This window comes from Pseudomaricurvus sp., assembly GCF_965662505.1.
GTDB lineage: Bacteria > Pseudomonadota > Gammaproteobacteria > Pseudomonadales > Cellvibrionaceae > Pseudomaricurvus.
On the sequence record NZ_CBFIHX010000059.1, the window covers coordinates 1 to 22,809 of the forward strand.

The 22,809-nt window shown below is 51.4% G+C and carries 21 protein-coding genes; 7 read left to right on the forward strand and 14 right to left on the reverse strand.

The window, feature by feature from the left end:
- Both ACTG33_RS09675 and ACTG33_RS09680 read right to left on the reverse strand, forming a co-directional pair.
- Window positions 1-566: hypothetical protein (locus ACTG33_RS09675; protein WP_439135007.1), on the reverse strand; the 566-nt coding region annotated here is incomplete at its 3' end.
- Complete coding sequence (locus ACTG33_RS09680) at window positions 545-1,282, reverse strand: response regulator (RefSeq protein WP_439135008.1); 738 nt, start codon at window positions 1,280-1,282, stop codon at window positions 545-547. The genes ACTG33_RS09675 and ACTG33_RS09680, both read right to left, overlap by 22 nt.
- Window positions 1,283-1,491: 209 nt before the next feature.
- Between ACTG33_RS09680 and ACTG33_RS09685 the strand changes: the two genes are divergently transcribed.
- Window positions 1,492-1,908: a hypothetical protein gene (locus ACTG33_RS09685; RefSeq protein WP_439135009.1), complete on the forward strand. Its 417-nt coding sequence runs from the start codon at window positions 1,492-1,494 to the stop codon at window positions 1,906-1,908.
- A 62-nt stretch (window positions 1,909-1,970) separates the two neighbouring features.
- On the opposite strand, the gene ACTG33_RS09690 is transcribed toward ACTG33_RS09685, so the two are convergent.
- From ACTG33_RS09690 to ACTG33_RS09725, 8 genes are all read right to left on the reverse strand, one after another.
- Window positions 1,971-2,381, reverse strand: coding sequence for a phosphate ABC transporter substrate-binding protein (locus ACTG33_RS09690; protein WP_439135010.1), 411 nt, complete (start codon window positions 2,379-2,381; stop codon window positions 1,971-1,973).
- Between the two features lie 12 nt (window positions 2,382-2,393).
- Complete coding sequence (locus ACTG33_RS09695) at window positions 2,394-3,452, reverse strand: porin (RefSeq protein ID WP_439135011.1); 1,059 nt, start codon at window positions 3,450-3,452, stop codon at window positions 2,394-2,396.
- A gap of 53 nt (window positions 3,453-3,505) precedes the next feature.
- On the reverse strand, window positions 3,506-5,128 hold the full coding sequence (locus ACTG33_RS09700) for a methyl-accepting chemotaxis protein (protein ID WP_439135012.1): 1,623 nt from the start codon (window positions 5,126-5,128) through the stop codon (window positions 3,506-3,508).
- A gap of 424 nt (window positions 5,129-5,552) precedes the next feature.
- Window positions 5,553-7,205 (reverse strand): chaperonin GroEL, encoded by a 1,653-nt coding sequence (gene groL, locus ACTG33_RS09705; RefSeq protein ID WP_439135013.1) that lies wholly within the window; start codon window positions 7,203-7,205, stop codon window positions 5,553-5,555.
- A 106-nt stretch (window positions 7,206-7,311) separates the two neighbouring features.
- Window positions 7,312-7,605 (reverse strand): co-chaperone GroES, encoded by a 294-nt coding sequence (locus ACTG33_RS09710; protein ID WP_439135014.1) that lies wholly within the window; start codon window positions 7,603-7,605, stop codon window positions 7,312-7,314.
- Between the two features lie 239 nt (window positions 7,606-7,844).
- Window positions 7,845-8,339 (reverse strand): FxsA family protein, encoded by a 495-nt coding sequence (locus ACTG33_RS09715; RefSeq protein ID WP_439135015.1) that lies wholly within the window; start codon window positions 8,337-8,339, stop codon window positions 7,845-7,847.
- Between the two features lie 408 nt (window positions 8,340-8,747).
- Window positions 8,748-9,842: a DUF481 domain-containing protein gene (locus tag ACTG33_RS09720; protein ID WP_439135016.1), complete on the reverse strand. Its 1,095-nt coding sequence runs from the start codon at window positions 9,840-9,842 to the stop codon at window positions 8,748-8,750.
- 126 nt (window positions 9,843-9,968) lie between these two features.
- Window positions 9,969-11,363: an AmpG family muropeptide MFS transporter gene (locus tag ACTG33_RS09725; RefSeq protein WP_439135017.1), complete on the reverse strand. Its 1,395-nt coding sequence runs from the start codon at window positions 11,361-11,363 to the stop codon at window positions 9,969-9,971.
- Window positions 11,364-11,665: 302 nt separating this feature from the next.
- Between ACTG33_RS09725 and ACTG33_RS09730 the strand changes: the two genes are divergently transcribed.
- The 3 genes from ACTG33_RS09730 to ACTG33_RS09740 all read left to right on the forward strand — a co-directional run bounded on the left by ACTG33_RS09730 (window position 11,666) and on the right by ACTG33_RS09740 (window position 14,164).
- Window positions 11,666-12,547: an ABC transporter ATP-binding protein gene (locus ACTG33_RS09730; protein WP_439135018.1), complete on the forward strand. Its 882-nt coding sequence runs from the start codon at window positions 11,666-11,668 to the stop codon at window positions 12,545-12,547.
- Between the two features lie 57 nt (window positions 12,548-12,604).
- Complete coding sequence (locus tag ACTG33_RS09735) at window positions 12,605-13,660, forward strand: ABC transporter permease (protein WP_439135019.1); 1,056 nt, start codon at window positions 12,605-12,607, stop codon at window positions 13,658-13,660.
- Window positions 13,661-13,909: 249 nt separating this feature from the next.
- Window positions 13,910-14,164, forward strand: a complete 255-nt coding sequence (locus ACTG33_RS09740; RefSeq protein WP_439135020.1) for a hypothetical protein — start codon at window positions 13,910-13,912, stop codon at window positions 14,162-14,164.
- Between the two features lie 77 nt (window positions 14,165-14,241).
- On the opposite strand, the gene ACTG33_RS09745 is transcribed toward ACTG33_RS09740, so the two are convergent.
- The 4 genes from ACTG33_RS09745 to ACTG33_RS09760 all read right to left on the reverse strand — a co-directional run bounded on the left by ACTG33_RS09745 (window position 14,242) and on the right by ACTG33_RS09760 (window position 19,493).
- The gene (locus tag ACTG33_RS09745; protein WP_439135021.1) at window positions 14,242-14,724 is read right to left on the reverse strand and encodes a YajQ family cyclic di-GMP-binding protein; all 483 of its coding nucleotides are present in this window, start codon (window positions 14,722-14,724) and stop codon (window positions 14,242-14,244) included.
- 512 nt (window positions 14,725-15,236) lie between these two features.
- The gene (ampE, locus tag ACTG33_RS09750) at window positions 15,237-16,073 is read right to left on the reverse strand and encodes a regulatory signaling modulator protein AmpE (RefSeq protein ID WP_439135022.1); all 837 of its coding nucleotides are present in this window, start codon (window positions 16,071-16,073) and stop codon (window positions 15,237-15,239) included.
- Window positions 16,074-16,126: 53 nt separating this feature from the next.
- Entirely contained in the window at window positions 16,127-16,792 is a 666-nt protein-coding gene (gene ampD, locus ACTG33_RS09755) for a 1,6-anhydro-N-acetylmuramyl-L-alanine amidase AmpD (protein ID WP_439135023.1), read from the reverse strand.
- 151 nt (window positions 16,793-16,943) lie between these two features.
- Window positions 16,944-19,493: a DUF1631 domain-containing protein gene (locus ACTG33_RS09760; RefSeq protein WP_439135024.1), complete on the reverse strand. Its 2,550-nt coding sequence runs from the start codon at window positions 19,491-19,493 to the stop codon at window positions 16,944-16,946.
- Between the two features lie 283 nt (window positions 19,494-19,776).
- Between ACTG33_RS09760 and ACTG33_RS09765 the strand changes: the two genes are divergently transcribed.
- The 3 genes from ACTG33_RS09765 (at window position 19,777) to nadC (ending at window position 22,650) form a co-directional block, all read left to right on the forward strand.
- Window positions 19,777-20,370: a retropepsin-like aspartic protease family protein gene (locus tag ACTG33_RS09765; RefSeq protein ID WP_439135025.1), complete on the forward strand. Its 594-nt coding sequence runs from the start codon at window positions 19,777-19,779 to the stop codon at window positions 20,368-20,370.
- 129 nt (window positions 20,371-20,499) lie between these two features.
- Window positions 20,500-21,633, forward strand: coding sequence for a polysaccharide pyruvyl transferase family protein (locus tag ACTG33_RS09770; RefSeq protein WP_439135026.1), 1,134 nt, complete (start codon window positions 20,500-20,502; stop codon window positions 21,631-21,633).
- Between the two features lie 159 nt (window positions 21,634-21,792).
- Window positions 21,793-22,650, forward strand: coding sequence for a carboxylating nicotinate-nucleotide diphosphorylase (gene nadC / locus ACTG33_RS09775; protein WP_439135027.1), 858 nt, complete (start codon window positions 21,793-21,795; stop codon window positions 22,648-22,650).
- Window positions 22,651-22,809 lie beyond the last annotated feature (159 nt).

Consider the following 22,809-nt stretch of genomic DNA (forward strand, 5'->3'; position numbering starts at 1 on the left):
TCATTCAGGCGGACCGCGATCATTAACTGACGCACCGGCAAAGGCGGTGGTCGTTGACGCCAGTCTCTGTGATCGTGATCGCCATCACGCCCTCGCTCACCGGAATCACCACTATCACGACCTTCGCGATCACCATGTTGCTCGCCCAGTTCCAGTAAAACCCGCACTCGTCCCTGGTATTCATCACCCAACCAACGCACCAGAGCCTGCTCCATGCGCTGTTCAGGCATCGAGACAACCGTCTTATTCAGCTCGTCTGGCAACTGCTCCCGAACAAAGAAAGATTGTCCGGGCCGCCGCCAGGCTCTCAGGATGTTGCGGTGCAGCTCAGGCGGCATTTGCTCCATCAATGTCACCGCCGATACAAACTGGCGGAGAATATGACGCTCAGAGTTGTCCAGCATGGCTGACCGGTAGGCAGACGACAGAATCCAGAGACTGATGCCCTGCGCCAATATAAGCGCCAGAACCACCAGAATAATCATCTGGGATAGCAGCTTTTGAGGCCAAAATTTACGAGTCCGCGCCTTACGAAACCACGCCTTCATCGACCATCGCTTCGACATTTCGTCACCGCAGCGGCAAACATATAACCCCCACCCCATACCGTCTTAATCAACACCGGGTTGTGGGGATCCTCTTCCACTTTTTTACGCAAACGACTGACCTGATTGTCGATACTGCGATCAAAGGGGTCAGCTTCTCGCCCCTTGGTCAGGGTTAACAATTGATCACGGCTGAGTACTTTTTGAGGGTTTTGCAGAAAAACGTCCAGCAGTTTGAACTCGGCTGTACTTAAGGGCACCAGCAAACCGTCCTTGTGGGTCAGTTGCCGTTGATTGGTATCCAGAGTCCACTGCTGAAAGACCTTCTGTTGGCTAGTACCAGCCTGAGGAATTTCACTTCCCACTGCAGCAGTTTGCCGACGCAGCACGGCTTTGATGCGTGCCAGCAGCACGCGGGGAACAAACGGCTTGGTAACATAGTCATCAGCCCCAATCTCCAGGCCGACCACACAATCGGCATCCTCGCTCATGGCGGTCAACATAATCACGGGAGGACCGCCAATGCTCTGAACGTACCGACAGAGGCTCAGACCATCTTCACCCGGCATCATCAGATCCAGCACGATCAGGTCGATACCGCCGGATTCCAACGCATGGCGCATCTGCACACCATCCTCAGCCGCCGTCACCTTGAAATCGTGCTGCGACAAATAGGTACTCAAAAGCTCCCGGATCTCCTGATGATCGTCCACCACCAGAATATGTGTTTGCGACATACAACTGCCCTTTCGTCGTTCTACCGGTTAAGTCTGTTGATCATTATACAAAGTCACCTCTGGTGATCCTGTAACAAAGTGTATCTGGTCTAAGAATGAGCAATTCCCTTGATACAATTTGGTACACATTAGCACGATCAGGAGATAGTTTTTCGACAGCAGGATGATTGAATAGATTCACTTTAACGAGACGGCAAAGGAGCCTTCCAATGAAAAAATCACTGATTATTGCTTCCCTGCTTGCGGCAACAATGACTTCTGGCTTCGCTCTGGCAGGCGACCGTGGCGGAGATAGGGATGGTTGCGACAGAAGCCACGGAAAAATGAGGGATTACAGCGGCATGATGGGCAGCCACAAGGGCATGAAGGACATGATGAGTCGCGAATACACCGCCGACCAGATCCAGACATTGACCGAAGCTCGTCTGATTATGATGGGTAACCCCAACCTGAAAGTGGGCAAAGTCACCAGTACTGATAGCGGTTACAGCGTTGCTATCGTTACCCAGGACAATTCACTGGTAGAGACCAAAGCAGTCGCGAAAAACGGTATGCCAGAAGAGATGTACGAGAAGATTTTGGAGCGCAAAGAAAAGCGTGAAAAGATGAAAGCGGATAAATCGTGATCAGGGCAACACTGATCAATGCCTGAATAAAGACCCTGGCAGAAGCCAGGGTCTTTCAACAATCACGGTAAAGTAAACAATACCTTGACTGAATCGTTGACCGCGGCACTGTCAACGTATCCAATTGAAGAATCATCACCAGCAACTTTAGCCACCACAGCAGCGTCGTCGCTGACGCTGGGCAATGGACGACCTTTGCCGGTAAAGATCAAACTTGACCAATAAGACTTCAGCTGCGACTCGTTCTTGCTCACAACAGAGCTGTAAAACTTATCCTTGGTCGCATTCCACTCTTTCTGATCAACGCCTTTCAATGACTTGTCCTTACCGAGGAAGATGTTAGCAACATCAGCCTGACTCGGACTCGCTGATGCGCCAGGATTGACGATCACAGCCACCTCAGCTTGAACCTGACTCATTACGGCTACACCCAACAGGGCAGCAACGGAGATTTTGCGGATAACACAATTCATCTGTCTTCCCCCTTAAAATACAAAGTCGACGCCGATGCTGATGATGTCGCCATCAAAAGTCGGGTCGCTGTATGTGTAATCCTGCGCAAAGGCACCTGCGTAACCATCAGTAGAATCCACACGCTTGTATTCACCTTTGAGTGTGACACCCGGAGCCAGACTGTAATTTAGGCCGTAAGTCCAGGAAGATTGACGTCCACCAAGTTCAGCATCCTGTTGCCCATACGTAATATGTGGCATGAAGTCTCCAAAGCGGCGCCCTGCTAAAATATAGAAGGCGTCAACCGTTTCCCCTTCCGCCGTGCGGCTGGCGAGCTCGGCATTGGTTACCCAAGTACCATCGTCAAATTTATAGCCCAAAGAAGAGAAGTCGCCGTCGTTGTAATCCATTCGGGCCACACTGACATCGGCTTGGAGGTAGCTGTAACGCAGAGTACCGTAATCATTGGTTTCCAGAGAAATAGCGCCACCAATGATGTTTTTCAAATCAAGATCGATATAGTCGTCAAAAAACGAGACGTACCTTTTACGATTAACGGCTTGCCCGGCACTTAACTGGATACTCAGTGAGCCAAATGGCAGCGAGGTGTTATAAAGCATATCGAGCCCCTCATAATTACTGAGAGAAAGCATGCTGTACACTTCATCCGGCAGGCGCAACCAGGGATAGGAATAGCTGACATCCAATGTTTCTGAAAACATGTAAGCGCCTGGGCGCAGACGGCCACCACGAACGGTGAACTCATCATTGATTTCGTAGGCTAAATAAGCCCATTCAAGATCCACTTGCCAGTGGTCATCTTCTGGCTTGGCGACTGCCTGCACAGTAGCGGTAAGTTTGTCGAACAGACCGTAGCTAAACTGACCACCCAACTTGGACATTTGATCGCCGCGGGTGGTGCCAGTGGGCTGTCCCTCACGACCGTAACTCTTGGCATCGTCAACACCACCAATGTGGGTCAGCGCGGCAGTACCGAAGCCGTTTAACATATAATCGCCCTGATCCAGAGCGAGGGCAGGTGTGGCAGCCAGACAAGCGGCGGCCAGACCCATAACACGTATTTTGTTCATGAATTGATACTCCTCAAATAATACGTTATGACAAAATGAATCATGTGGATGTGTTAGACACGGAATTGAGCGGTAGCCGCACGCAGTTGGTCGCCAGTACTAACCAGCTGCTCCCCTAAACGAGCGGTAGACTCTGCACCCTTTGAGGTTGCCTGAGCGTCCTGCTGCAACACATGGGTTTCTTGTTGAATGGAACTCGACAGTCCTATCTGTTCCTGGGTGAACTGCGCGATACCCGCATTGAGCTCGTCGATTTGAGTCACGGTGTGGGCAATTGCATCCAGCAGTTCCGTTGCCTTCACAGAGCGCTCAATACTTTCTTGTGATTTACTTTCGTTAGAGGTCATCACATTAAGAACCGCATTGGCACTGTTCTGAAGTCGCTGAATGATTTCTTGAATTTCGGCGGTAGAACTCGCGGTTTTCTGGGCCAAATTACGCACTTCATCGGCTACCACAGCAAAACCACGCCCTTGCTCCCCTGCACGTGCTGCCTCAATGGCCGCATTTAGAGCAAGTAAGTTAGTCTGCTCAGCGATGCTACGGATCACGGTGAGTACAGACCCGACTTCCTGGGTTTCTTCCTCGAGCTGCTGCATCGCGGTCACCGCATCCTGCACACTCCCCCCCAGATCACTGATCGCGCTTGACAAACTGCCGACGTTTTCACGAGCATCACTTGCCTGACGGGAAGCATTCTCAGCTTCGTCCGACGCTTGGCGCGAGCGCCGAGCCACTTCTTCAATGCTGCCAGTCATGGTTTCAATGTCATGGCTGATCGTGTTGGTGTGTTGCTGCTGAGACTTGGCGTATTCCTCAGAACTTTGAGTCACCTTATACAATTCTTGGGAGACCTCACCCAGCGGGTTAGCGACCTCGACCACTTGACGCATAATCCCCTGCAACTTATCGAGAAACCCGTTGAACAACCCAATCATGGAGCCGATTTCGTCCTGTGCCTCAACGTTGACACGTCGGGTCAAATCCCCATCACCACTGGCAATAGCCTGTAGCGACTCGATCACAGCGCGCACATTATTCATAATGCCGCGCGCAATCAGCCAGGCACCGAAGGTCACCATGACAACCAACGCCAAGCTGAGCACAATCCCAATACGAGTAGTCGCTGCGTTATCTTCCCGAGTGGTCGCCAAGGTTTGACGAAAATCTTCATACGCCTGCCCACGAAAGCTTGCTCCGAGAGCCTGAGCTTTCTCAAGATCTGTCGCCATACGCTCAAGACTGGGGCGCAAATCATCAAAAGAGGCGTTACCCCCAATGAGCTTTTCCGAGGCATCCAAGGCGTTTTCAGCGTAGCGACTTACCCCTGCACGCCAAGCTTCCAGCTGCTGACCTTGCTGTGACTGAGAACCGGTCAAGGCCGCCAGAGAACCCTGATCTTCACTGATTTGCTGCAATACGGTTCGCGCTTCATCCAGCGTCGCCAGCTCTCCAGACGCTACGGCACTGTTCAACATGCCCGGCAGCCTTGAGAACTGAAAGATGATGGCATCCGCTTTTTCTAATGCCGGATAACTGTACGTTTCCAGCGCAACCAGGCGTTGATCCGTTGCAGCAAGCTGCGTGGAGGTGTAAATGACAAACAGCACCAAACCTAGCAGTGCGATAACCGGTGCCAAATACAATTTGTAGGCAAGAGACACGTTTTTCAGCATATGAAACCCCGCAATAACAGCTCCCCATGCAACCACTGGGTGCACCACTCGGAATGAGGGCACAAAACTGGCTCGCTGTTCGTTATAAACTTGAATGTTTTATGTTATCGGCGACGATAGAATTTTCTTAAGGGCGACTATGACGTGATTTTTTGGTGCACGAGTCTGAGGCAGGGCATTCGGTTTTGTGGTTTCACCCAGAGTGGGTGAAATGGCGGGTTTTCCCTTAGTGCTAACTGTATAACTGGGCCAATTACTGGATAATTTATTAAGGGCCCTAAACAAAAAACGGCCCGCTAAAAAGCGAGCCGTTTTTTGTATCTACCACACCCCTGCATCTAACAAAGGCGCTTAATGCGTGGTCAGTAGCAAGAGTTTTCTCCCAAAATCAAGGTGGGTGAAAAGACCGCTACTGGGCATGCATTTACATCATGCCAGGCATTCCGCCCATACCACCCATGCCGCCCATATCAGGCATACCACCACCAGCACCATCTTCTGAAGGTGCATCAGCAACCATGGCTTCGGTAGTGATCATCAAGCCAGCGATAGAACCGGCGGCCTGCAGAGCAGTACGGGTTACTTTGGCTGGATCCAGAATACCCATTTCCAGCATGTCGCCGTAAACACCGGTACCAGCGTTGTAACCGAAGTTGCCTTCGCCTTGCTTGATCTTATCAACTACAACAGACGCTTCGTCACCGGCGTTGGTAACGATCTGACGCAGAGGCGCTTCCATCGCACGACGGGCAATGCCAATACCGGCGTCCTGATCTTCGTTATCACCTTTCAGTTCAGCAATTGCTGCAACGGCACGGATCAACGCAGTACCACCACCAGGTACAACACCCTCTTCAACAGCAGCGCGTGTCGCATGTAGAGCATCTTCTACACGTGCTTTTTTCTCTTTCATTTCGACTTCAGTGACAGCACCAACCTTGATCACCGCAACACCGCCAGCCAGTTTAGCTACGCGCTCTTGCAGTTTTTCACGGTCGTAGTCAGAAGAAGACTCTTCGATCTGAGCACGAATTTGAGCAACGCGAGACTCGATGTCAGCCGCTTGACCAGCGCCATCAACGATCACGGTATTTTCTTTGCTCATGGTGATGCGCTTGGCAGTACCCAGATGCTCCAGAGTGGTGGATTCAAGATCCAGACCGATTTCTTCAGAGATCACAGTCGCGCCAGTCAGGATAGCGATATCCTGCAGCATAGCTTTACGGCGATCACCGAAACCAGGTGCCTTACAGGCAGCCACTTTCACGATACCGCGCATGTTGTTCACAACCAGAGTAGCCAGAGCTTCGCCTTCAATATCTTCAGCGATGATAACCAGTGGCTTACCGGCTTTAGCAACGGCTTCCAGAGTTGGCAGCAGCTCGCGGATGTTGGAGATTTTCTTGTCAACCAGCAGGATGAACGGAGCATCTTGCTCAACACTCATGTTTTCCTGGTTGGTGATGAAGTAAGGAGACAGATAGCCGCGGTCAAACTGCATACCTTCAACCACGTCCAGCTCGTTGTGCAGAGCCTGACCTTCTTCAACGGTGATGACACCTTCTTTACCCACTTTTTCCATGGCTTCGGCGATGATGTCACCGATTGAAGCGTCGGAGTTAGCAGAGATGGTACCCACCTGAGCGATGGCTTTGGTGTCGGAACAAGGCTGAGCCACAGAGCGAATGTATTCGACAGCAGCAATAGTCGCTTTATCGATACCGCGCTTCAGATCCATTGGGTTCATGCCAGCGGCAACGCTTTTCAGACCTTCGTTAACGATCGCCTGAGCCAGAACCGTTGCAGTGGTGGTACCATCACCCGCGTCATCAGACGCTTTGGAGGCAACTTCTTTAACCATCTGCGCGCCCATGTTCTCGAACTTGTCTTTCAGTTCGATCTCTTTCGCAACAGACACACCATCTTTAGTCACAGTCGGTGAACCGAAAGACTTGTCCAGAACAACGTTACGACCTTTAGGGCCCAGAGTTGTTTTAACAGCATCAGCCAGGATGTTTACACCAGCCAGCATGCCTTGGCGAGCTTCGTCACCGAATTTTACAATTTTAGCAGCCATTATTCGTTAGCTCCGTTCTATCTTTTGTTTGAATCTATCAAGCGGTAGATGACTTGCATCCATCGAGGCAGTATCCACCCGCAGTCGTTGCACCGGATATACCGGATTAACCTTCGATGACTGCCTTGATGTCGCTTTCGCTCAGAATAACCAGGTCTTCACCATCAACGCTGATGGTGTCACTGCCGGCATATTTGCCAAATACAACAGTGTCACCCACTTTTACGTCAACCGGACGAACCTCACCATTCTCCAAAACGCGGCCATTACCAACGGCAACAACCTCACCTTGATTGGGTTTTTCCTGCGCAGAGCCAGGCAGCACAATACCACCGGCAGAAGTTGCTTCTTCTTCCTTGCGGCGAACCACAACACGGTCGTGTAGAGGACGAATATTCATCTATTTCTTCTCCAAAACGTCTATTTCTGGACCAAATTGAGCTTTTCAGCTCGTCGTTTCAAATAAACCCCAGTTTTACAAACCAGCTGTCTAACTGGAGCACCAGCCCCGAATCAAAAGACCCGGGGTGATAAAAACCAAGTGTTAGGGAGATGGGGCTGGATAGAGGGGATTTCAACACCCCCAATGAAAAAAAATTGAAATTGGAGCGATTCACTCCAACGGTTGGGTTTTCTGCCTCAGCGCAGACGATCCCGGTTCTTATCAGGAGCATCCTGACGCCTGAACTCCCCCTCGATAACATCCCCGGAGGAATCCTTTTTGCCCCCCTGCGCCTGCTCACCAAACGCTGAATGACTGGTGAATCCCGCAGAGCTCGTGGCGCGAAAGATAACTTTCTTCAAGGCCTTGCCAATCAACCACTGACGCAAGCCCGGTATCAAACAGGCAAAGCCCAGCGCATCGGTGACAAACCCTGGAGTCAGCAACAAGGCTCCGCCGACGGCAAGAAAGATGCCCTCAACCATCTCCTCTGCGGGTAATTGCCCCGACTCCATCCGCTGATTGGCACGCAACAGAGCACTCGCGCCCTGTTTCCGCAGCAGCGCCAACCCGATCATGGCGGTCAAAAGCACCAACGCGATCGTCGGCAAGGCCCCGATTTCGGCCCCAACCTGAATCAGAACCCACATTTCGACCACTGGGACGACTATAAATAACAACAGAAATGGCATGAGTTCCTCGTCAGCTCAATTGGAGGCTAGGCATTAGTGAATAACCAGGCATTAGCGAATAATAATTAGGCATTAATGACTAATCTGGAGCCAGACGGTCAAATTGCAAGAGGGTTTAACCGATCTTTACCGGATCAACCGGCAGATTAAAGTCTGCTGACCGATCCCGATAAAGCAAAGACGGGCGCCTAAACGCCCGAAGGACACGCTTGATGACAAACTCTTTGGAGCGTGAAAAAGTTGAATACGTCATTGCGAACGCAGTGAAGCAATCCATGTTCGGCACTCACGTGCGTACATCGTGCTAGTAATGGATTGCCGCGTCGCTATCGCTCCTCGCAATGACCAATTCACTTTATCAGCAGCCTGAGCACCCGGGTACCCTTACGATTTATAACCGATACCAATTTACCAGTTATAACCGATACCAATGGTCCATTTGGTGTCTTCTTTATCCGCTTCCGGAGAAGAAGGCTGGTTATCGTAATCGTATTCAAACTTATACTCTGAGAACAGACCAACACCGAGCGGCACACTCAGACCGAAATCTGCACTGAGCTCCCAGTTTTCGCTGTCCTGCAAGGAGTACAGCACCTCGTTCGTGTGGAAGAACTCGGCCGAGAATGGCAGTTTATAGCGGAAATCGGTGGAAAAACGGTAATAAACCACTTCGGTTCTGGAAGCCCAATCAGCATTGAGCAGGTCTGCATCGGTGGGATCCAGCAACTCTTTCTTATATTCCAGACCGTTTTCAAACGCCAGGGCCGAATTTGGATCTTCCCACAACTGCACACCAGCACCCATACCGTAGATGTAACGTTCATCCACGTTTTTGGATTCTTCCTGCCCATACCCCAGTTCGTTGTACCAATACCAACGCTCAGAGACAAACCGATCCAGACGATAAGTCAGATCATAATCAACATCCGCGGGGACATCGTCAGTCGAGTCACTGTCATAATCCAGAACACCGGTATGACGCCAGTCACCGTGGCGATAGGACGTGGTACCGTCGGCTTCGAGATCGTCTTCAACCGTATTGCCCCGCTGGAACGTACCGGACAAAGAGATTTTACCGGTAGAACGAGGCTGATCAGCCCGTGTGGCGACGGGCACAATCGAATCCAGCGCCACCAGAGCAATGGAATGCACCTCCGACTCTTCACCGTCTTTTCCGCAGGTATAATTCAGATAATAACCGTCCATACCATCAACAACACAGGGGTCTTCAACACCCTGAATTTTGACTTTCTTCGCGGTATTGAAGTTGGCAACTTTCTCTTTAGGAATGGTCAACTCGCCAAAGCTTTCCGAACTCCAAATCACTGACGAGGTATTCACACTCACCAGCGTACCCTTGATCCGATCGCCATTGGTCAATAACAGCTCCGTCGTTTTAGGCTGCGACGTCTCCTGCTCCTCTGCCAAAGTCACTCCGGTATAGCAAACCGCCATACCTGCCATGAGTCCCGCAACCAGCGGTTTTACAAAAAAGTTCTGCATAAATAATCAGTCTTAATTTAAATCCATGAAAAACACACAAACTGCCGTACAGTCTAGCCGACAGTTTCTCGTTTGAAAAATTACATCTTTAAAAACTACTTATTTTAGGACTGCGTCTTTTAAAAACTAGCTGTAACGCTGTGCTCGCCGCCAAATATACAACGCCAGTAAGACAGCCGGAATCCCCATCACGGCAGCATAGGTAAAAAAGAAGGTATAACTGCTGTAACTGACAATTATACCGGAGAACCCGCTGATGAATTTACCCGGCAATGTCATGATCGAACTGAACAAGGCATATTGAGTCGCCGTGTAGGATCGGTTCGTCAGGCCGGACAAATAAGCCACAAATACGGCATTGGAAAAACCACCACTGAGATTATCCGCACTGATAACCAGAGCCAGCCATGTCAAATCAGGCCCTATCAACGACAGCTGTGCAAACAGAAGATTGGTTAGAGCCACCATCGCCGCCCCGGCAATCAGAGGCTTGAACACCCCATAACGCACCACCAACAACCCACCCAGAAATGAGCCGACAATGGTCATAAAGAAGCCAAATATCTTGCCAATAGACGCAATATCCGCCTTGCTGAACCCTAAATCCAGGTAGAACGGATTGGCCATGATCCCCATGACAATATCACTGAGGCGGAACAAGCCGATAAACAGCAAAATGACCAAGGCGAAGCGACCATTGCGCTGAAAGAAATCCACAAAGGGCGCAACGACAGCGTCCACAAACCAGCGCGCACCCTTGGCAAACCGGCCACTTAAAGTGTCCACGTGCAATTGCTGGTGCAGCGTCTCTTCCAGTTTTTCAGAGCCGTCCATTTCAGAGCCAGTAGCTGAACTGCTTGACGACAAGGTGCTGACGCCCGCTGATTGTTGATCCTGACTGTCAGGCTCAGAAATCAACAGTACCGTTATCACACCCACGCCCATCAAACCGGCCATGGCGACATAAGCCGCAGGCCAGGAAACAAATTGTGCGATATACAGAGAACCCGCGCCGGCCACCAGCATGGCAACCCGATACCCCAGAATATAGGTCGACGACATCGCCCCCTGATACTCTTGCACCACGGCTTCAATGCGATATGCATCAATCGCCACATCCTGTGTCGCTGAAGAAAAGGCCACCAGTAAAGCCAGTGCAGCCACCAACCCCAAATGTGTTTTGGGATCGACCACCGACAGCCCCAACACCCCAATAATAATGCCCAGCTGCCCCAACAGCATCCAGCTGCGACGCTGCCCCAAACCGGAGCCCAATCCGGGAATTCGTAAACGATCGACAATAGGCGACCACAACACCTTGATCGAATAAGTAATGCCGATCCAGCCAAAAAAGCCGATGGCACTGAGGCTGACTTCCATATCCCGCAACCAGGCGGAGAGGGTAGAAAAGACTAATAACAGCGGCAGCCCAGCCGAAAACCCTAAAAACATCATGGTGATGACTCGGGGCTTCAGATAAACCAGAAATGATTCGGACCAGGTAGGTTTGACGGCAGGCATACTCTAAAAACTTAGCAGGATCGTCCAAGAAAAAGACCAATATACACAAGGTAAAATGATCCTATAGGCTGCAACACTATCAGATCATCACAGGCAAACCCAGAAAGAAAACCCACCAGCTCCTGTTTTGCTTGCCACATCACGATCACCATGACCACAGGTTTCACAGCACAACCCGCCCATCGCACTCCTGATTTTCGTAACACACTCTAAGTTTACACAACGCACTTCTCTTTTGGCTGACACAACGAACCGCCATAAAGCCCTGCTATACTGTCGCGGCCTACATCAGAGAGAATGACATGACCCCCATCATCGAAGTCCGAAACATCACCAAGCATTACAAAGCCGTTAAGGCGGTGAACGGCCTGTCTTTCACTATCCCTAAAGGCATTTGCTTTGGGCTGCTCGGCCCCAACGGTGCCGGAAAAACCACCACCATCGAAATGATGGAAGGCATTACCACCCCCACCAGTGGCGACATCCTCTATAAAGGCATCAGTCACAACCCAGCATTCAAACAGGAAGCCGGCATTCAATTTCAATCGACGTCCTTGATGGATTATCTGACCGTCAGAGAAGTGCTTGTGCTGTTTTCCAGCTTTTACGACCACACACTACCGCTGGAAACCTTGATAAATGAATGTCACCTGAGTGAATTCATCCATCAGCAGGCATCCAAACTCTCAGGCGGGCAGAAACAACGATTGTTGCTGGCGCTCGCGCTAGTCAACGATCCCGACATCATTTTTCTGGATGAACCCACCACCGGACTGGATCCCCAATCGCGTCGTAACTTTTGGCGCCTGATTAAAAACATCAAGGCACAAGGTAAAACCGTGGTGCTCACCACTCACTATATGGATGAAGCCGAACAGCTCTGCGACCATCTTGTGATTGTAGACCGCGGTCAAATCATTGCTGAGGGTTCGCCAGCCAAGCTGCTCCACAATCACTTTAATCATGTGTTTGTCTGCCTGGATCGGCAGGATTTGCCTGACGACTTTGTGCCCCAAAGCGACACAGACCCATCTCAGCCTCAGGTGACCATTGAAAGCACTTCGGTAGAAGACACCCTGCAACAGCTGATACAGGCTGGCGCACAGCTGCACTCCCTTCAGGTACGCAACCCGACGCTGGACGATCTGTTTCTCAAGCTGACTGGACACAGTTTGAGAGAGTAAGACTTTCGCACTTCTATTCCATGCCCTATATCCCATACCGCCAAAGCGAGACGAATTTTGAATCAACTGTCAGCCCTGTTCTGGGCAAGAACCAAAGAGTATTACCGCGACAGAGGGTCCCTCATCTGGTCGTTTGTTATGCCGCCGCTGATCATCGCGGTGGTTGCGATGGCTTTTTCAGGTCAGGAAGCGCCTCTGTTTAAAGTGGGGCTATACCCCAACCCTGAAGCGCCAGCCATCATTCAGAGTAACGACTATATCCAAACGGTCACCTTTGCCGATCTGAATGAGGCCACGCAGAAAGTCCGCCACCACCAGATCGACCTGCTGATTTTCACCGATCAGAACCATCGTTACCTCTACAACCCAGAGTCGCAGAATGCCAAGGTGCTCCGCGACCTGATGGCTACTGAAGACCTGGTTAATGAGAACCTTAACGACAAGCTGGTTACTGAGAACAAGGTCACTAAGAGCAACAACTGGCAGGCAGAGGCTGTCAGCGGCCGAAAAGTTCGCTATGTGGACTGGGTCATTCCCGGTGTATTGGGCATGAATCTGATGTTCAGCGCCCTGTTTGGTGTGGGTTATGTGATTGTTCGCTATCGCAAAAACGGTGTGCTTAAACGCTTGCAGGCCGCTCCTGTGTCACCGTTTCAGTTTCTGGCAGCACAAATGCTCTCCCGACTGGTCATCATGCTCGCAGTCAGCATCATTATCTATGTGGTCAGTGATTTCTTTATCGACTTTCTGATGCTTGGCAGCTACTGGACTCTGTTGCTGGTCTCACTGGCCGGCAACCTCTGTCTGCTTTCACTTGGTCTGATTGTCGCCAGCCGCCTTTCCAACGAAGAACTCGCCAACGGCCTGCTGAACTTCTTCACCTTTCCGATGCTGTTACTGTCCGAGGTGTGGTTTTCACTGGATGGGGCGCCGCACTGGATGAGCCAGGTAGCCCAATTATTGCCACTGACTCATATGGTGACGGCCGCAAGAGAAGTGATGGTGGAAGGCGCGAGTCTTGCTGACATCACCCCACACCTGCTTATTTTATGCGCCATGACGCTGATCTTTTTGGGGATCTCCGCCAAGCTCTTTAAATGGCGCAGCGAATAAACTGGCTATCAAGCGTTTAAGAAAGTCGAACACAACCAGTATCATTACAATTTATAGTGCAATGTGTTTCTTTTATACACATAAAGCCAGGTATTCGATCAAAAAATGCACCCTCTTGCCTCGCAGTGTGTATAATGGAAACCACTGAATCTTTACTGAACGGCACTGTTGAATAGTCGATTAAATCAAACTTTAGTTAATCAACTTATCGATGCTGGCGTTCGCAAACATTATTTACCCGAGGTCTCCATGAAACAACTCATCACTGCCCTGCTGTTAACCACTGCCGCTACCGCTGCATTCGCTGGCCCTAAAAGTCTGCTGAACGCCGGTTCTGGCGAGACTGCTGACGGCCGCGCTTTCGACAAAATTGTGGTGAGCTGCTCCGGCACTTCTGACAAGAAAGAAATCATCTCTTTCGAAGGTAGCCGCAAGTGGTGCCTGAACGATGAGTCTTACTGCAGCAGCAAAATGCGTGCAGCTAAAAAAGCGTGCAAGCAATAAGCTGACGCTTTTCTTAAGGCCATAAATCCTCTTTATGGCCTTATATCTCCCCTTTCTTCTTTCTCCCCCACCCCTGATTAATCCCTAAAATTGGTAAATTGCAGTGGCATATCCAACTGGGCCTCGCGCAAGACCGCCATTGATTGCTGCAAATCGTCCCTCTTCTTGCCCGTCACCCGAACCTGATCGCCCTGGATCTGAGCCTGAACCTTCAGTTTTTCGGCCTTCACCAGCTTTACGATCTTTCGGCACAAATCACTGTCCAGCCCGGTTCGCACATTGATTTCTTGCTTCACCTGTTTGCCATAGGCCTGCATATCACCTTCTTCAAGACAGGCAATGTCAATTTTGTTTTTAAAGAGCGTACTTTTCAGCACGTCGAGCATCTGCTCCAGCTGAAAATCCACTTCGGCCCACAAAGTCACCACAAATTCATTGCGCTCAAACTTGGCGGCCACGCCCTTGAAATCAAATCGCGTGGTAATCAGGCGGTTTGCCTGATCTACAGAATTGGTCAGCTGGTGTTTATCGACCTCGGAGACGATATCAAATGATGGCATTGGTTCCTCCCTGCCAGAAACTCGGAAAGCAGGCATGATAGCAGAATCCGATCGCAATCAGGCTCGTGGACGCTAAGGCATTTAAATCAACAAATACCAGTGAAAAAAGCAAAAACACAGAGGGAGGGAGGAAAACGAAAGATAGAAAAGGGATAAAAGGGCTTACCGGCAGGGCTCTAAAGCTTCAGCTCAAATGCTGTGTTAGTGGCGCATCCATGCAGGCGAGGAGAACTGTATACATGTACAGCCCTGCCAGTAAGTTATTCCATAATATTCCTGGCGCACTGTAACGGTCAACCTTTTTCAGCCCCTTAGAGCAAAATTGTAGATACTGTACAGGCCATATAAATAAAGGCTTTTGGGGTTTGCAATTGCTCACATACCCCAAAGGGTCGAAATGGCAACAGCATTCTGAACAAGAAACGATGACTCCTCAGGAAAAAGCAGACGCCCAACAGCCAAAATGGAATAAGGGTCGGACCGGCCCGCAGATCCCGACCCATAAGATAGAGTCACAGAATAGAGAAAACCGCCAGCACGCAGAGCCACAAAATCAAACTGCGGCTCAGCAGAGGAATCAGCGCCTCCACCTCCTGCTCGGTAATCCCTTCTGAGGTAATCTCACGACTGTTCACATTCAACGAACCGTGAACACAGGTTTCCATCACCTGCTCCGTACTCATATCCACCGCCAACAGACAGTCTTTCCAGCGGCCGATACACCCCACAAAGTTACCCGCCAGAGCAAAACTCAACCCCAGAAGACGAACCACCGGCCATTCCAGCAACCAGCAAAGCCGCGCGCAGAGGCTTTTCACCTCGTCAGACTGCCCCTGAGCATTGCGGGCCAGGGACGCCAAACGGTACAACACAGCCCCGACCGCCCCGAGAATGACAAACCAGAAAATGGCCGCAAACCAACGCTCAAACCCCAGGTATCCGGCCCGCTGCAACACCTGTTCATGCAGGGTGGGCCAGTCTTCACAGGCCTCCACATCCACGCCCAAACGAGCGGCGTAATCACAGGCCACCTCGTTATCGTTGCGATGGTAGGCCTCGCAATAGCCTTCCAGCCACTCGGTGTAGTTGCCCCGCCCCAAGCTGTACAACAACAAGGGAATTGACACTAGAAAGTACAGCGACACCCAGCTCGTCTTCAACAGCGTAAGTATCAACCACAGCGCCAGCACCGGCAAAAACACCTGAGCGATCACTTGCAGGCCTGCGCCCGAGAACCATGTACGGGTGAGCTTCAGCCACTTCCGAAACCAGCCGTCGTGATGGAAGGCTTCTGCCGACCCCCAAAACTGAACCAGAACAAACACCGCGATGACGGCCACAAAGGTCATGACTCTCTCCTTGTTATTACTGTTTTGCGGTTAATGTTTAACGGCTTTGCCCGCTATTTCTCTCGTTTGTTTGCACAATGCGTCTCAGAACTCAAACCTGATCGAAAACGTGTCCAATCAAAACTGGGGCCCGGATCCGTCTTACGGCCAGGTGAAATATCACTGTGCCCGGCAATTCTGGCGGGCGTAATGCCTGGATGACGAGCCATCAGCGCCTCTGTGAGAGCCCGCAAGGCGGAATACTGCTCATCAGTGTAAGGCTGGTCATCGGTTCCTTCCAGCTCAATACCGATGGAAAAGTCATTACAGATTTCCCGCCCCTGAAAACTGGAATGCCCGGCATGCCATGCGCGGCCCACCGTCGGCACAAATTGCGTGACCCTGCCCTGTCGCTCAATGAAAAAGTGGGAGGAAACACGCACCCCCTCAATCTCCCGAAAAAAGGGATGCCGTGTGTGGTCCAGCTGATTGCAAAAAAACTGCTGCACACAGCCTGTTCCGAACTGCCCCGGTGGCAAACTGATATTGTGAAGCACCAATAACGAGATATCCGATGGGTCCGGCCGGGCGTCGTAATTCGGGGATTCTAAAGAATCAGAAGGCTCTGCGGTTTGTAGCCAACCGTCCACATCGATTGAAAAAGATTGTCGATCCCGATGGCTATCGGAACCAGTAGAGGTGTCATTTGAAGTCTGTGAAGTCATTGCAGAAGAGTACACAACTGCGATCCACTCCACCAGCAGAAAGCCCCGTCAGCGACAGCCAAAGCCTGTCGAAGGATATTTCCCCGATCCAGCCCATGCCCTTCGACAAGCTCAGGGCGCACGGCGGGTAAGCACTGCCCTTTGACAGATTCAGATTACGTCGAGATCAAGCAAGCTTGCCGCGAGACTCGCGCAGGTTGCCAATCACAGACTCCAGTGCTCGATCAAACAACATACCGTCATCCAAAATACTGAACGTGCCCTCTTCCAGCGCTTGAGCTAGTTCCACACGAGTCTTCTCCGCAACCTTCATACCGTTGCGGTTTACGAAGATGAACTTGTCCACTTTTTTGATGACAGCTGCCAACCGACAGCGGAACACCGGACGCCCGCCTTCGGCCACCTCAAACCAGGAACCTTGAGTAAAGCGATCCACCTGTCCCAACCAGGCGGCTGATACGACAGGCTCGGCAGGGGCAGCCTCTGTTTTTGTTTCTGTCTTTGCTTCAACGGGAACGGGTTCAGCAGAAACAGTTTCGGCTTGATTCTGCTCAGCCGGAACATCCTCCACTGCCGGATCAGCGACTGCAACAGCTTCAGCTCTCACTTCTTTTAAAGGAGCGTCATCTTCTACAGGTGCAGTCGTCTCAGCTTCCGCCGTTTCGGCCAATACATCCTGACTAACTGCCGCCACAGGCGCTTGAGGCTTCTCAGACTGACCACGCATACGCAGCAGGTGCTCGGCTTCCAGCTGCTGGAGCAGCTTATTCGCCTCAAAGGGGTTGTAAGAGATCACTTCAAACCCCTGACGTAAGCGCTTTAACAGTCCAGGCAGCATGGCCATCAACTGCTTACGCGCCTCGACATCAACAATACCGGTCACAGACCAGACCAGATCATCGACAACCTGACATGCATTCTTCCAGGCATCGCTGTCTTTGCCGTTTTTCAGCAACAACAGGAACATCAGGTTATGCCAGGGTTCTTCCAATATGTTAGATACGCACTGAGGCAACTCGCGGTCACCAATCTGACTTTGCAGCTGTTCGCTGACTTTAGAGCGGGCATACTCTGATTTCGCTTTGCCGTCTTCCGCATCCAGCGTGCGCTTTTCAAGCACGGTGGCCCGACGATGCTCTTTCTCTATAAAGGCGAGGAAGTCCGTCAACAAGCCATCGAAGATACTCACATCTTCATCAAAGTCGCTGATGACCGTCTCAACCACCGACGCCACTTTTTTGAACAACGGATCTTTCTCGAGCCCTTTTTCAGGTTCTTGCCAGCCCAATGCAGCGGTTGCCAGCTCGTTCAACAAGCGTCGGGCAGGGTGTGCGGAACGGTTGAAAAAGGATTTATCGACCACCGCCACTTTCAACATGGGAATTTGCAGACGAGCCAACAAACTTTGCATCGGTGCCGCCAGATTGCGGTCATCCAAAATAAACTGGAACAGCATATTGATCAGGTTCATCACGTCCTGATCCACGGCAGATAGGGCCTTTTCACCCCCTAAAGGCTGCTGCATCAATTGAGTCAGCTGCTCGGCATCCATCAAATTCGCCGGCCCCGGCTGAGCCAAAGTCACCTGAGGCACATGATTCTGTTGCAGCGACGTCAGGACACTGGCCAGCTCGTAGGCGCTGACGGAAGCTGAACCGCCTGCCGATGCTCCCTGACCTTGTTGTCCTTGACTATAATGCCCCTGGCTTGGCTGCGCCGGATTTTGCTGAACAGCAGAACCGGTGGAGACTCCACTTCCCGAGACAGGAGCCAACAGGTGGCGGAGCTGTTCCAGCACAGGCTCCTGAACACCGTCGTTACCGTAGGACTCTTGCGCGACGGACTGACCCTGCTCTGGCTGACGCTGATTATGGGGCGACGCTGCTTGCCGGCTGCTTGCCGGTGCACGCTGAGCCGTACGGGACGCCTCCTGACGACGCTGGCGCCGATCGGCTTGAGTCGTCAGAGAGGGAAGAACATTCTGCTGAATCAGAACGTCATTCAGCACCGTATAAATTTTGCTTAGCTGCGCCATCACCGCTTTATCGAACAGCTTCAATAACACCAGCTTGGCTTTGATATCAACGTCCAGCGGCTCAACAACGCGCCAGAAACTGTTGCACAGCACATCGGGGCCCACGGGATTATTTTGCTGATACACCTTGGCCGGTACCAGACTGTCCAGCCGCAAAGCGATGTGTTGAGCAGACTCAGCGCACTGATCCAGCACCTTGGCGATCATGCTTTCAACCGCCACCTGGAATTCAAGCTGATCGTTATCCACCAGCGTCAGGTCATCCAGCGTCAGGTTTTGGGCAAAGCCATTGTCGTTTTCAGGCACGACGCGCAATAAGTCAGAGTAAGCTTTATCCAGATTGAGAAAGAAATGTTTTTCGGTTTCGCGGCGCTTGAGGCGAACTTCACGCATGGCCTCGAAGTAGGTGTTTTGATCCTGATTGCTGGTGGCCTTGTCGGCCAGATCAAACAGGGCATCATCGGCCCCGTCAAAGAGGTTTCTCAAGGTCTGCTGGAACAGGGTAGAGGCTTTCTCACGAACACGGTGTACAGGGGCTGGCAAACGGGCAAGAGACACCTGCGCAGGGCGTCTTTCAGGGGTCGCCTGACCAGAGCCTCCGATCGAGACCACATTATTCGCAGCGACTTTTTTAGCTGTATTAGAATTCTGAGAGTCGTCAAACACCGTTTTTTGCCCCATTAATTGGACTGTGGATTGCCCTTGTATTCAGACACCGTTTCGGCATACTGAAAAACGTCGTCTAATTCCGCAATGTCATCGGAGTATAATGGAGCGGGAAAGGCGTGCCAGCGGTAAAAACCGTATTCGAGATGGCCATCACATTCTGATATAAGACGACCTTTTGCTTATAATATTTTTGGCTTTTGGAAGCACTTTCTAGACCTGACATTAATTAGCGCGCCAACGATTTATTCGCTCGTCAAACAGGCCAGCTACCCTCCAGAGGATTTTAAAGCAACTCATGCAACCTTCAGGCACCCCTAACGGCTCCCCCAACAACAATCGCAACAACAATCCCAACAACAGCCCTAATGACAACAACGACACGCGAGGCATGGGCAGAGGCATGTTGGTGGTATTTTGGCTGCTTATCCTGGGCCTGCTCACCTGGGGTTTCGGCAATTGGGAACACGAGCAGATCAACCCCAACAGCAACCCCATCAGCTCAGAAAACAGCCAGTATCGCGAAGTCATCCTGGACAGCAACCGCCAACACCACTACGTCGCCGGCGGCAAGATCAACGGGCAATCCGTCACCTTTCTGCTGGATACCGGCGCCACCGACGTGGTGATCCCGGCCGACCTGGCCAACAAACTGGGCCTGAAACGCGGACGCGCGGCCACAGCCCATACCGCCAATGGCAGCGTCCGGGTTTACGCTACCGAGCTGGACAACCTGCAACTGGGCAGCATCCGCCTCAACAATGTGCGTGCCAGCATCAACCCTGGCATGGACGGCGATGGCGTCCTGCTGGGCATGAGCGCCCTGCGATCCATCGACTTTCAGCAGCGCAATGGACAGCTGATTTTGAGACAGGACGCCCGAATGGAATAGGCCTTGCTTACCTGAAGAGGCTTACAGCGTATTTTCTCCAGCCAGAACACATTTCATCTCGAAATAATGTGCTAACGTTGCTGGCAGCCTTCTTAAACGCAGCATCATATTCCAAGGATTCAGGCCAATATGAAGATATCAATCCTCACACAACCGTTGGGACACAATTACGGGGGGTTACTCCAAGCCTATGCACTTCAAAAATACCTCCAGCAGATGGGGCACGAGCCAGTAACCCTTGACCGTCGCCACCCTGGCGGCCCACTCAAGGCACTCAAACACTTCATTCGCAATCTGCTCAAACTGGCAACGGGTAAAATTCAAACCCTGCCATCCGAGAAAAAGAAAAAAGCAGTCGATCAAAACTTGATTGCATTTCGCCACGCGCACATCAGCATGTCGCCATGCATCAAGACGCAACAAGCATTGCTGGCCTACTACCGAGAGAACAGCTTTGGCGCAGCCATCGTGGGCAGTGATCAGGTTTGGCGCCCCACCTACTCCCCTTGCCTACCCAACTTTTATCTGGATTTCCTCGATACTCTAGGCGTAAAAGTAAAAAGACTTAGCTACGCAGCATCATTTGGCGTCGATTCCTGGGAATACTCCCCCAAAGACACCGAGCAATGCCGAGAGCTGGCCCACAAGTTCGACGCCATTTCGGTTCGGGAACAATCCGCCGTAGAACTGTGTAAAAAGCACTTCGGCATTGACGCAGAGTGGGTCATAGATCCCACCTTGCTGCTTAACGCTGACGATTACCGAAAACTGCTTCCAGCTTCGAGCTCCCCTGCCCCTCTCGGCAAGGTTTTTTCCTATATCCTGGATGCAAAGCCCGAAGTAACGAAGATTCCGACAGATATCGCTCGCGAACTCGACAAAGAGCTACACCTTATCACCCCACACGACGCCATCACGTATACGTCGCCCTCTTCAGAAACAATGACAAAACCTAAAGTGGAAGAGTGGATTCAACAAATTGCAGAAGCAGACTTCGTTGTCACAGACTCTTTTCACGGATGCGTTTTTTCCATTATCTTTAACAAACCCTTTATTGCTATTGGTAACCGAAGAAGAGGCTTATCCCGTTTCCACTCTCTGCTCTCCATCTTTGGCCTTGAAACAAGGCTGATCGGAGCCCCGGAAGAAGCGACAACAGAGCTGGTCAACGCCCCCATCGAGTGGAGCAAGGTCAACAATATCCATCAGCAAAAACGAGAAGCTGCCAAGGCCTTCCTTGACAACAACCTAGTCCAGCAGTGACCCAAAGAGATAAGGAGGTCACAAACATGTTACCGCAACTTCTCAATGCTACCCCCAGCACTGGATTATGGGGTAATATGCGACATTATCCCGTGTATACAGGGCAACAATTACTGATAGAATCCTGTCACAACAAATACTGAGCAGAAGTAAATCACCATGATCGACTCAACCATCCCCGGACTCCTCGAAGACCTTAAACACAGCGTTAAATTCGCGCTAGCAGAGGACATCAAAGACGGCGACATCACCGCCCGTCTGATTCCCGAAAACGAGCAAGGGGAAGCTACCATCATCACTCGTGATGACTGTGTAGTTGCCGGAGTCCAATGGGTCAACGAAGTTTTCAGACAACTGGACAACAGTGTCACCGTCACCTGGCACGTCGCCGATGGCGACTACGTCAGTGCGAACTCTCCCTTGTTCAGCCTGACAGGTAGCGCCCGCTCCCTACTGACCGGCGAGCGTACTGCCCTCAACTTTCTGCAACTGCTCTCCGCCACGGCCACTGTCAGCAATCGCTACGCCAAACTGGTGGAAGGTACCGGCGTTAAGCTATTGGACACCCGTAAAACCATCCCCGGACTGCGCAGCGCCCAAAAATACGCCGTCACCTGCGGTAACTGCTACAACCACCGCATCGGCCTGTACGACGCATTCCTGATCAAAGAAAACCACATCGCCGCTTGCGGCGGCATCACCGAAGCCATCACCACCGCCAAGCAACAAGAACCCGGCAAACCCGTCGAAGTGGAAGTGGAAAACCTCACCGAATTCAAAGAAGCCCTAACCGCCGGTGCCGACATCATCATGCTGGACAACTTCTCGCTGACAGACATGCGCGAAGCCGTAGAGTTTAACAAAGCGCAGAGTGGCAACACCAAACTGGAAGCGTCTGGCGGAATTACTGATGAGACTTTGAGACCGATTGCTGAGACTGGGGTGGACTATATTTCGATTGGGGCGCTGACGAAGGATTGTAAGGCGGTGGATTTGTCGATGCGGTTTAAGATGTAGACTCTAGAGGCACAACTCCGTCCTCTATCACCATAAGGTAAGCGCACAAATAGCAGTTCCTCAGAACACATAGACTAATAACGACACTGTAGGCGGTTATAGAATCATGGAGCAGCGCCAAACGACCTTACTGTCCCTAATTTGCCCAGTTTATAACGA

What these genes read in the sequence shown, in the direction of transcription:
- ACTG33_RS09715 (WP_439135015.1), bottom strand. Translation starts at nt 8,339, where the DNA reads ATGCCATTTCTGTTGTTATTTATAGTCGTCCCAGTGGTCGAAATGTGG.
- nadC (WP_439135027.1), top strand. Translation starts at nt 21,793, where the DNA reads ATGATCGACTCAACCATCCCCGGACTCCTCGAAGACCTTAAACACAGC.
- ACTG33_RS09740 (WP_439135020.1), top strand. Translation starts at nt 13,910, where the DNA reads ATGAAACAACTCATCACTGCCCTGCTGTTAACCACTGCCGCTACCGCT.
- ACTG33_RS09760 (WP_439135024.1), bottom strand. Translation starts at nt 19,493, where the DNA reads ATGGGGCAAAAAACGGTGTTTGACGACTCTCAGAATTCTAATACAGCT.
- ACTG33_RS09690 (WP_439135010.1), bottom strand. Translation starts at nt 2,381, where the DNA reads ATGAATTGTGTTATCCGCAAAATCTCCGTTGCTGCCCTGTTGGGTGTA.
- ACTG33_RS09710 (WP_439135014.1), bottom strand. Translation starts at nt 7,605, where the DNA reads ATGAATATTCGTCCTCTACACGACCGTGTTGTGGTTCGCCGCAAGGAA.
- ACTG33_RS09695 (WP_439135011.1), bottom strand. Translation starts at nt 3,452, where the DNA reads ATGAACAAAATACGTGTTATGGGTCTGGCCGCCGCTTGTCTGGCTGCC.
- ACTG33_RS09745 (WP_439135021.1), bottom strand. Translation starts at nt 14,724, where the DNA reads ATGCCATCATTTGATATCGTCTCCGAGGTCGATAAACACCAGCTGACC.
- ACTG33_RS09720 (WP_439135016.1), bottom strand. Translation starts at nt 9,842, where the DNA reads ATGCAGAACTTTTTTGTAAAACCGCTGGTTGCGGGACTCATGGCAGGT.
- ampE (WP_439135022.1), bottom strand. Translation starts at nt 16,073, where the DNA reads ATGACCTTTGTGGCCGTCATCGCGGTGTTTGTTCTGGTTCAGTTTTGG.
- groL (WP_439135013.1), bottom strand. Translation starts at nt 7,205, where the DNA reads ATGGCTGCTAAAATTGTAAAATTCGGTGACGAAGCTCGCCAAGGCATG.
- ACTG33_RS09770 (WP_439135026.1), top strand. Translation starts at nt 20,500, where the DNA reads ATGAAGATATCAATCCTCACACAACCGTTGGGACACAATTACGGGGGG.
- ACTG33_RS09730 (WP_439135018.1), top strand. Translation starts at nt 11,666, where the DNA reads ATGACCCCCATCATCGAAGTCCGAAACATCACCAAGCATTACAAAGCC.
- ACTG33_RS09765 (WP_439135025.1), top strand. Translation starts at nt 19,777, where the DNA reads ATGCAACCTTCAGGCACCCCTAACGGCTCCCCCAACAACAATCGCAAC.
- ACTG33_RS09725 (WP_439135017.1), bottom strand. Translation starts at nt 11,363, where the DNA reads ATGCCTGCCGTCAAACCTACCTGGTCCGAATCATTTCTGGTTTATCTG.
- ACTG33_RS09700 (WP_439135012.1), bottom strand. Translation starts at nt 5,128, where the DNA reads ATGCTGAAAAACGTGTCTCTTGCCTACAAATTGTATTTGGCACCGGTT.
- ACTG33_RS09680 (WP_439135008.1), bottom strand. Translation starts at nt 1,282, where the DNA reads ATGTCGCAAACACATATTCTGGTGGTGGACGATCATCAGGAGATCCGG.
- ACTG33_RS09685 (WP_439135009.1), top strand. Translation starts at nt 1,492, where the DNA reads ATGAAAAAATCACTGATTATTGCTTCCCTGCTTGCGGCAACAATGACT.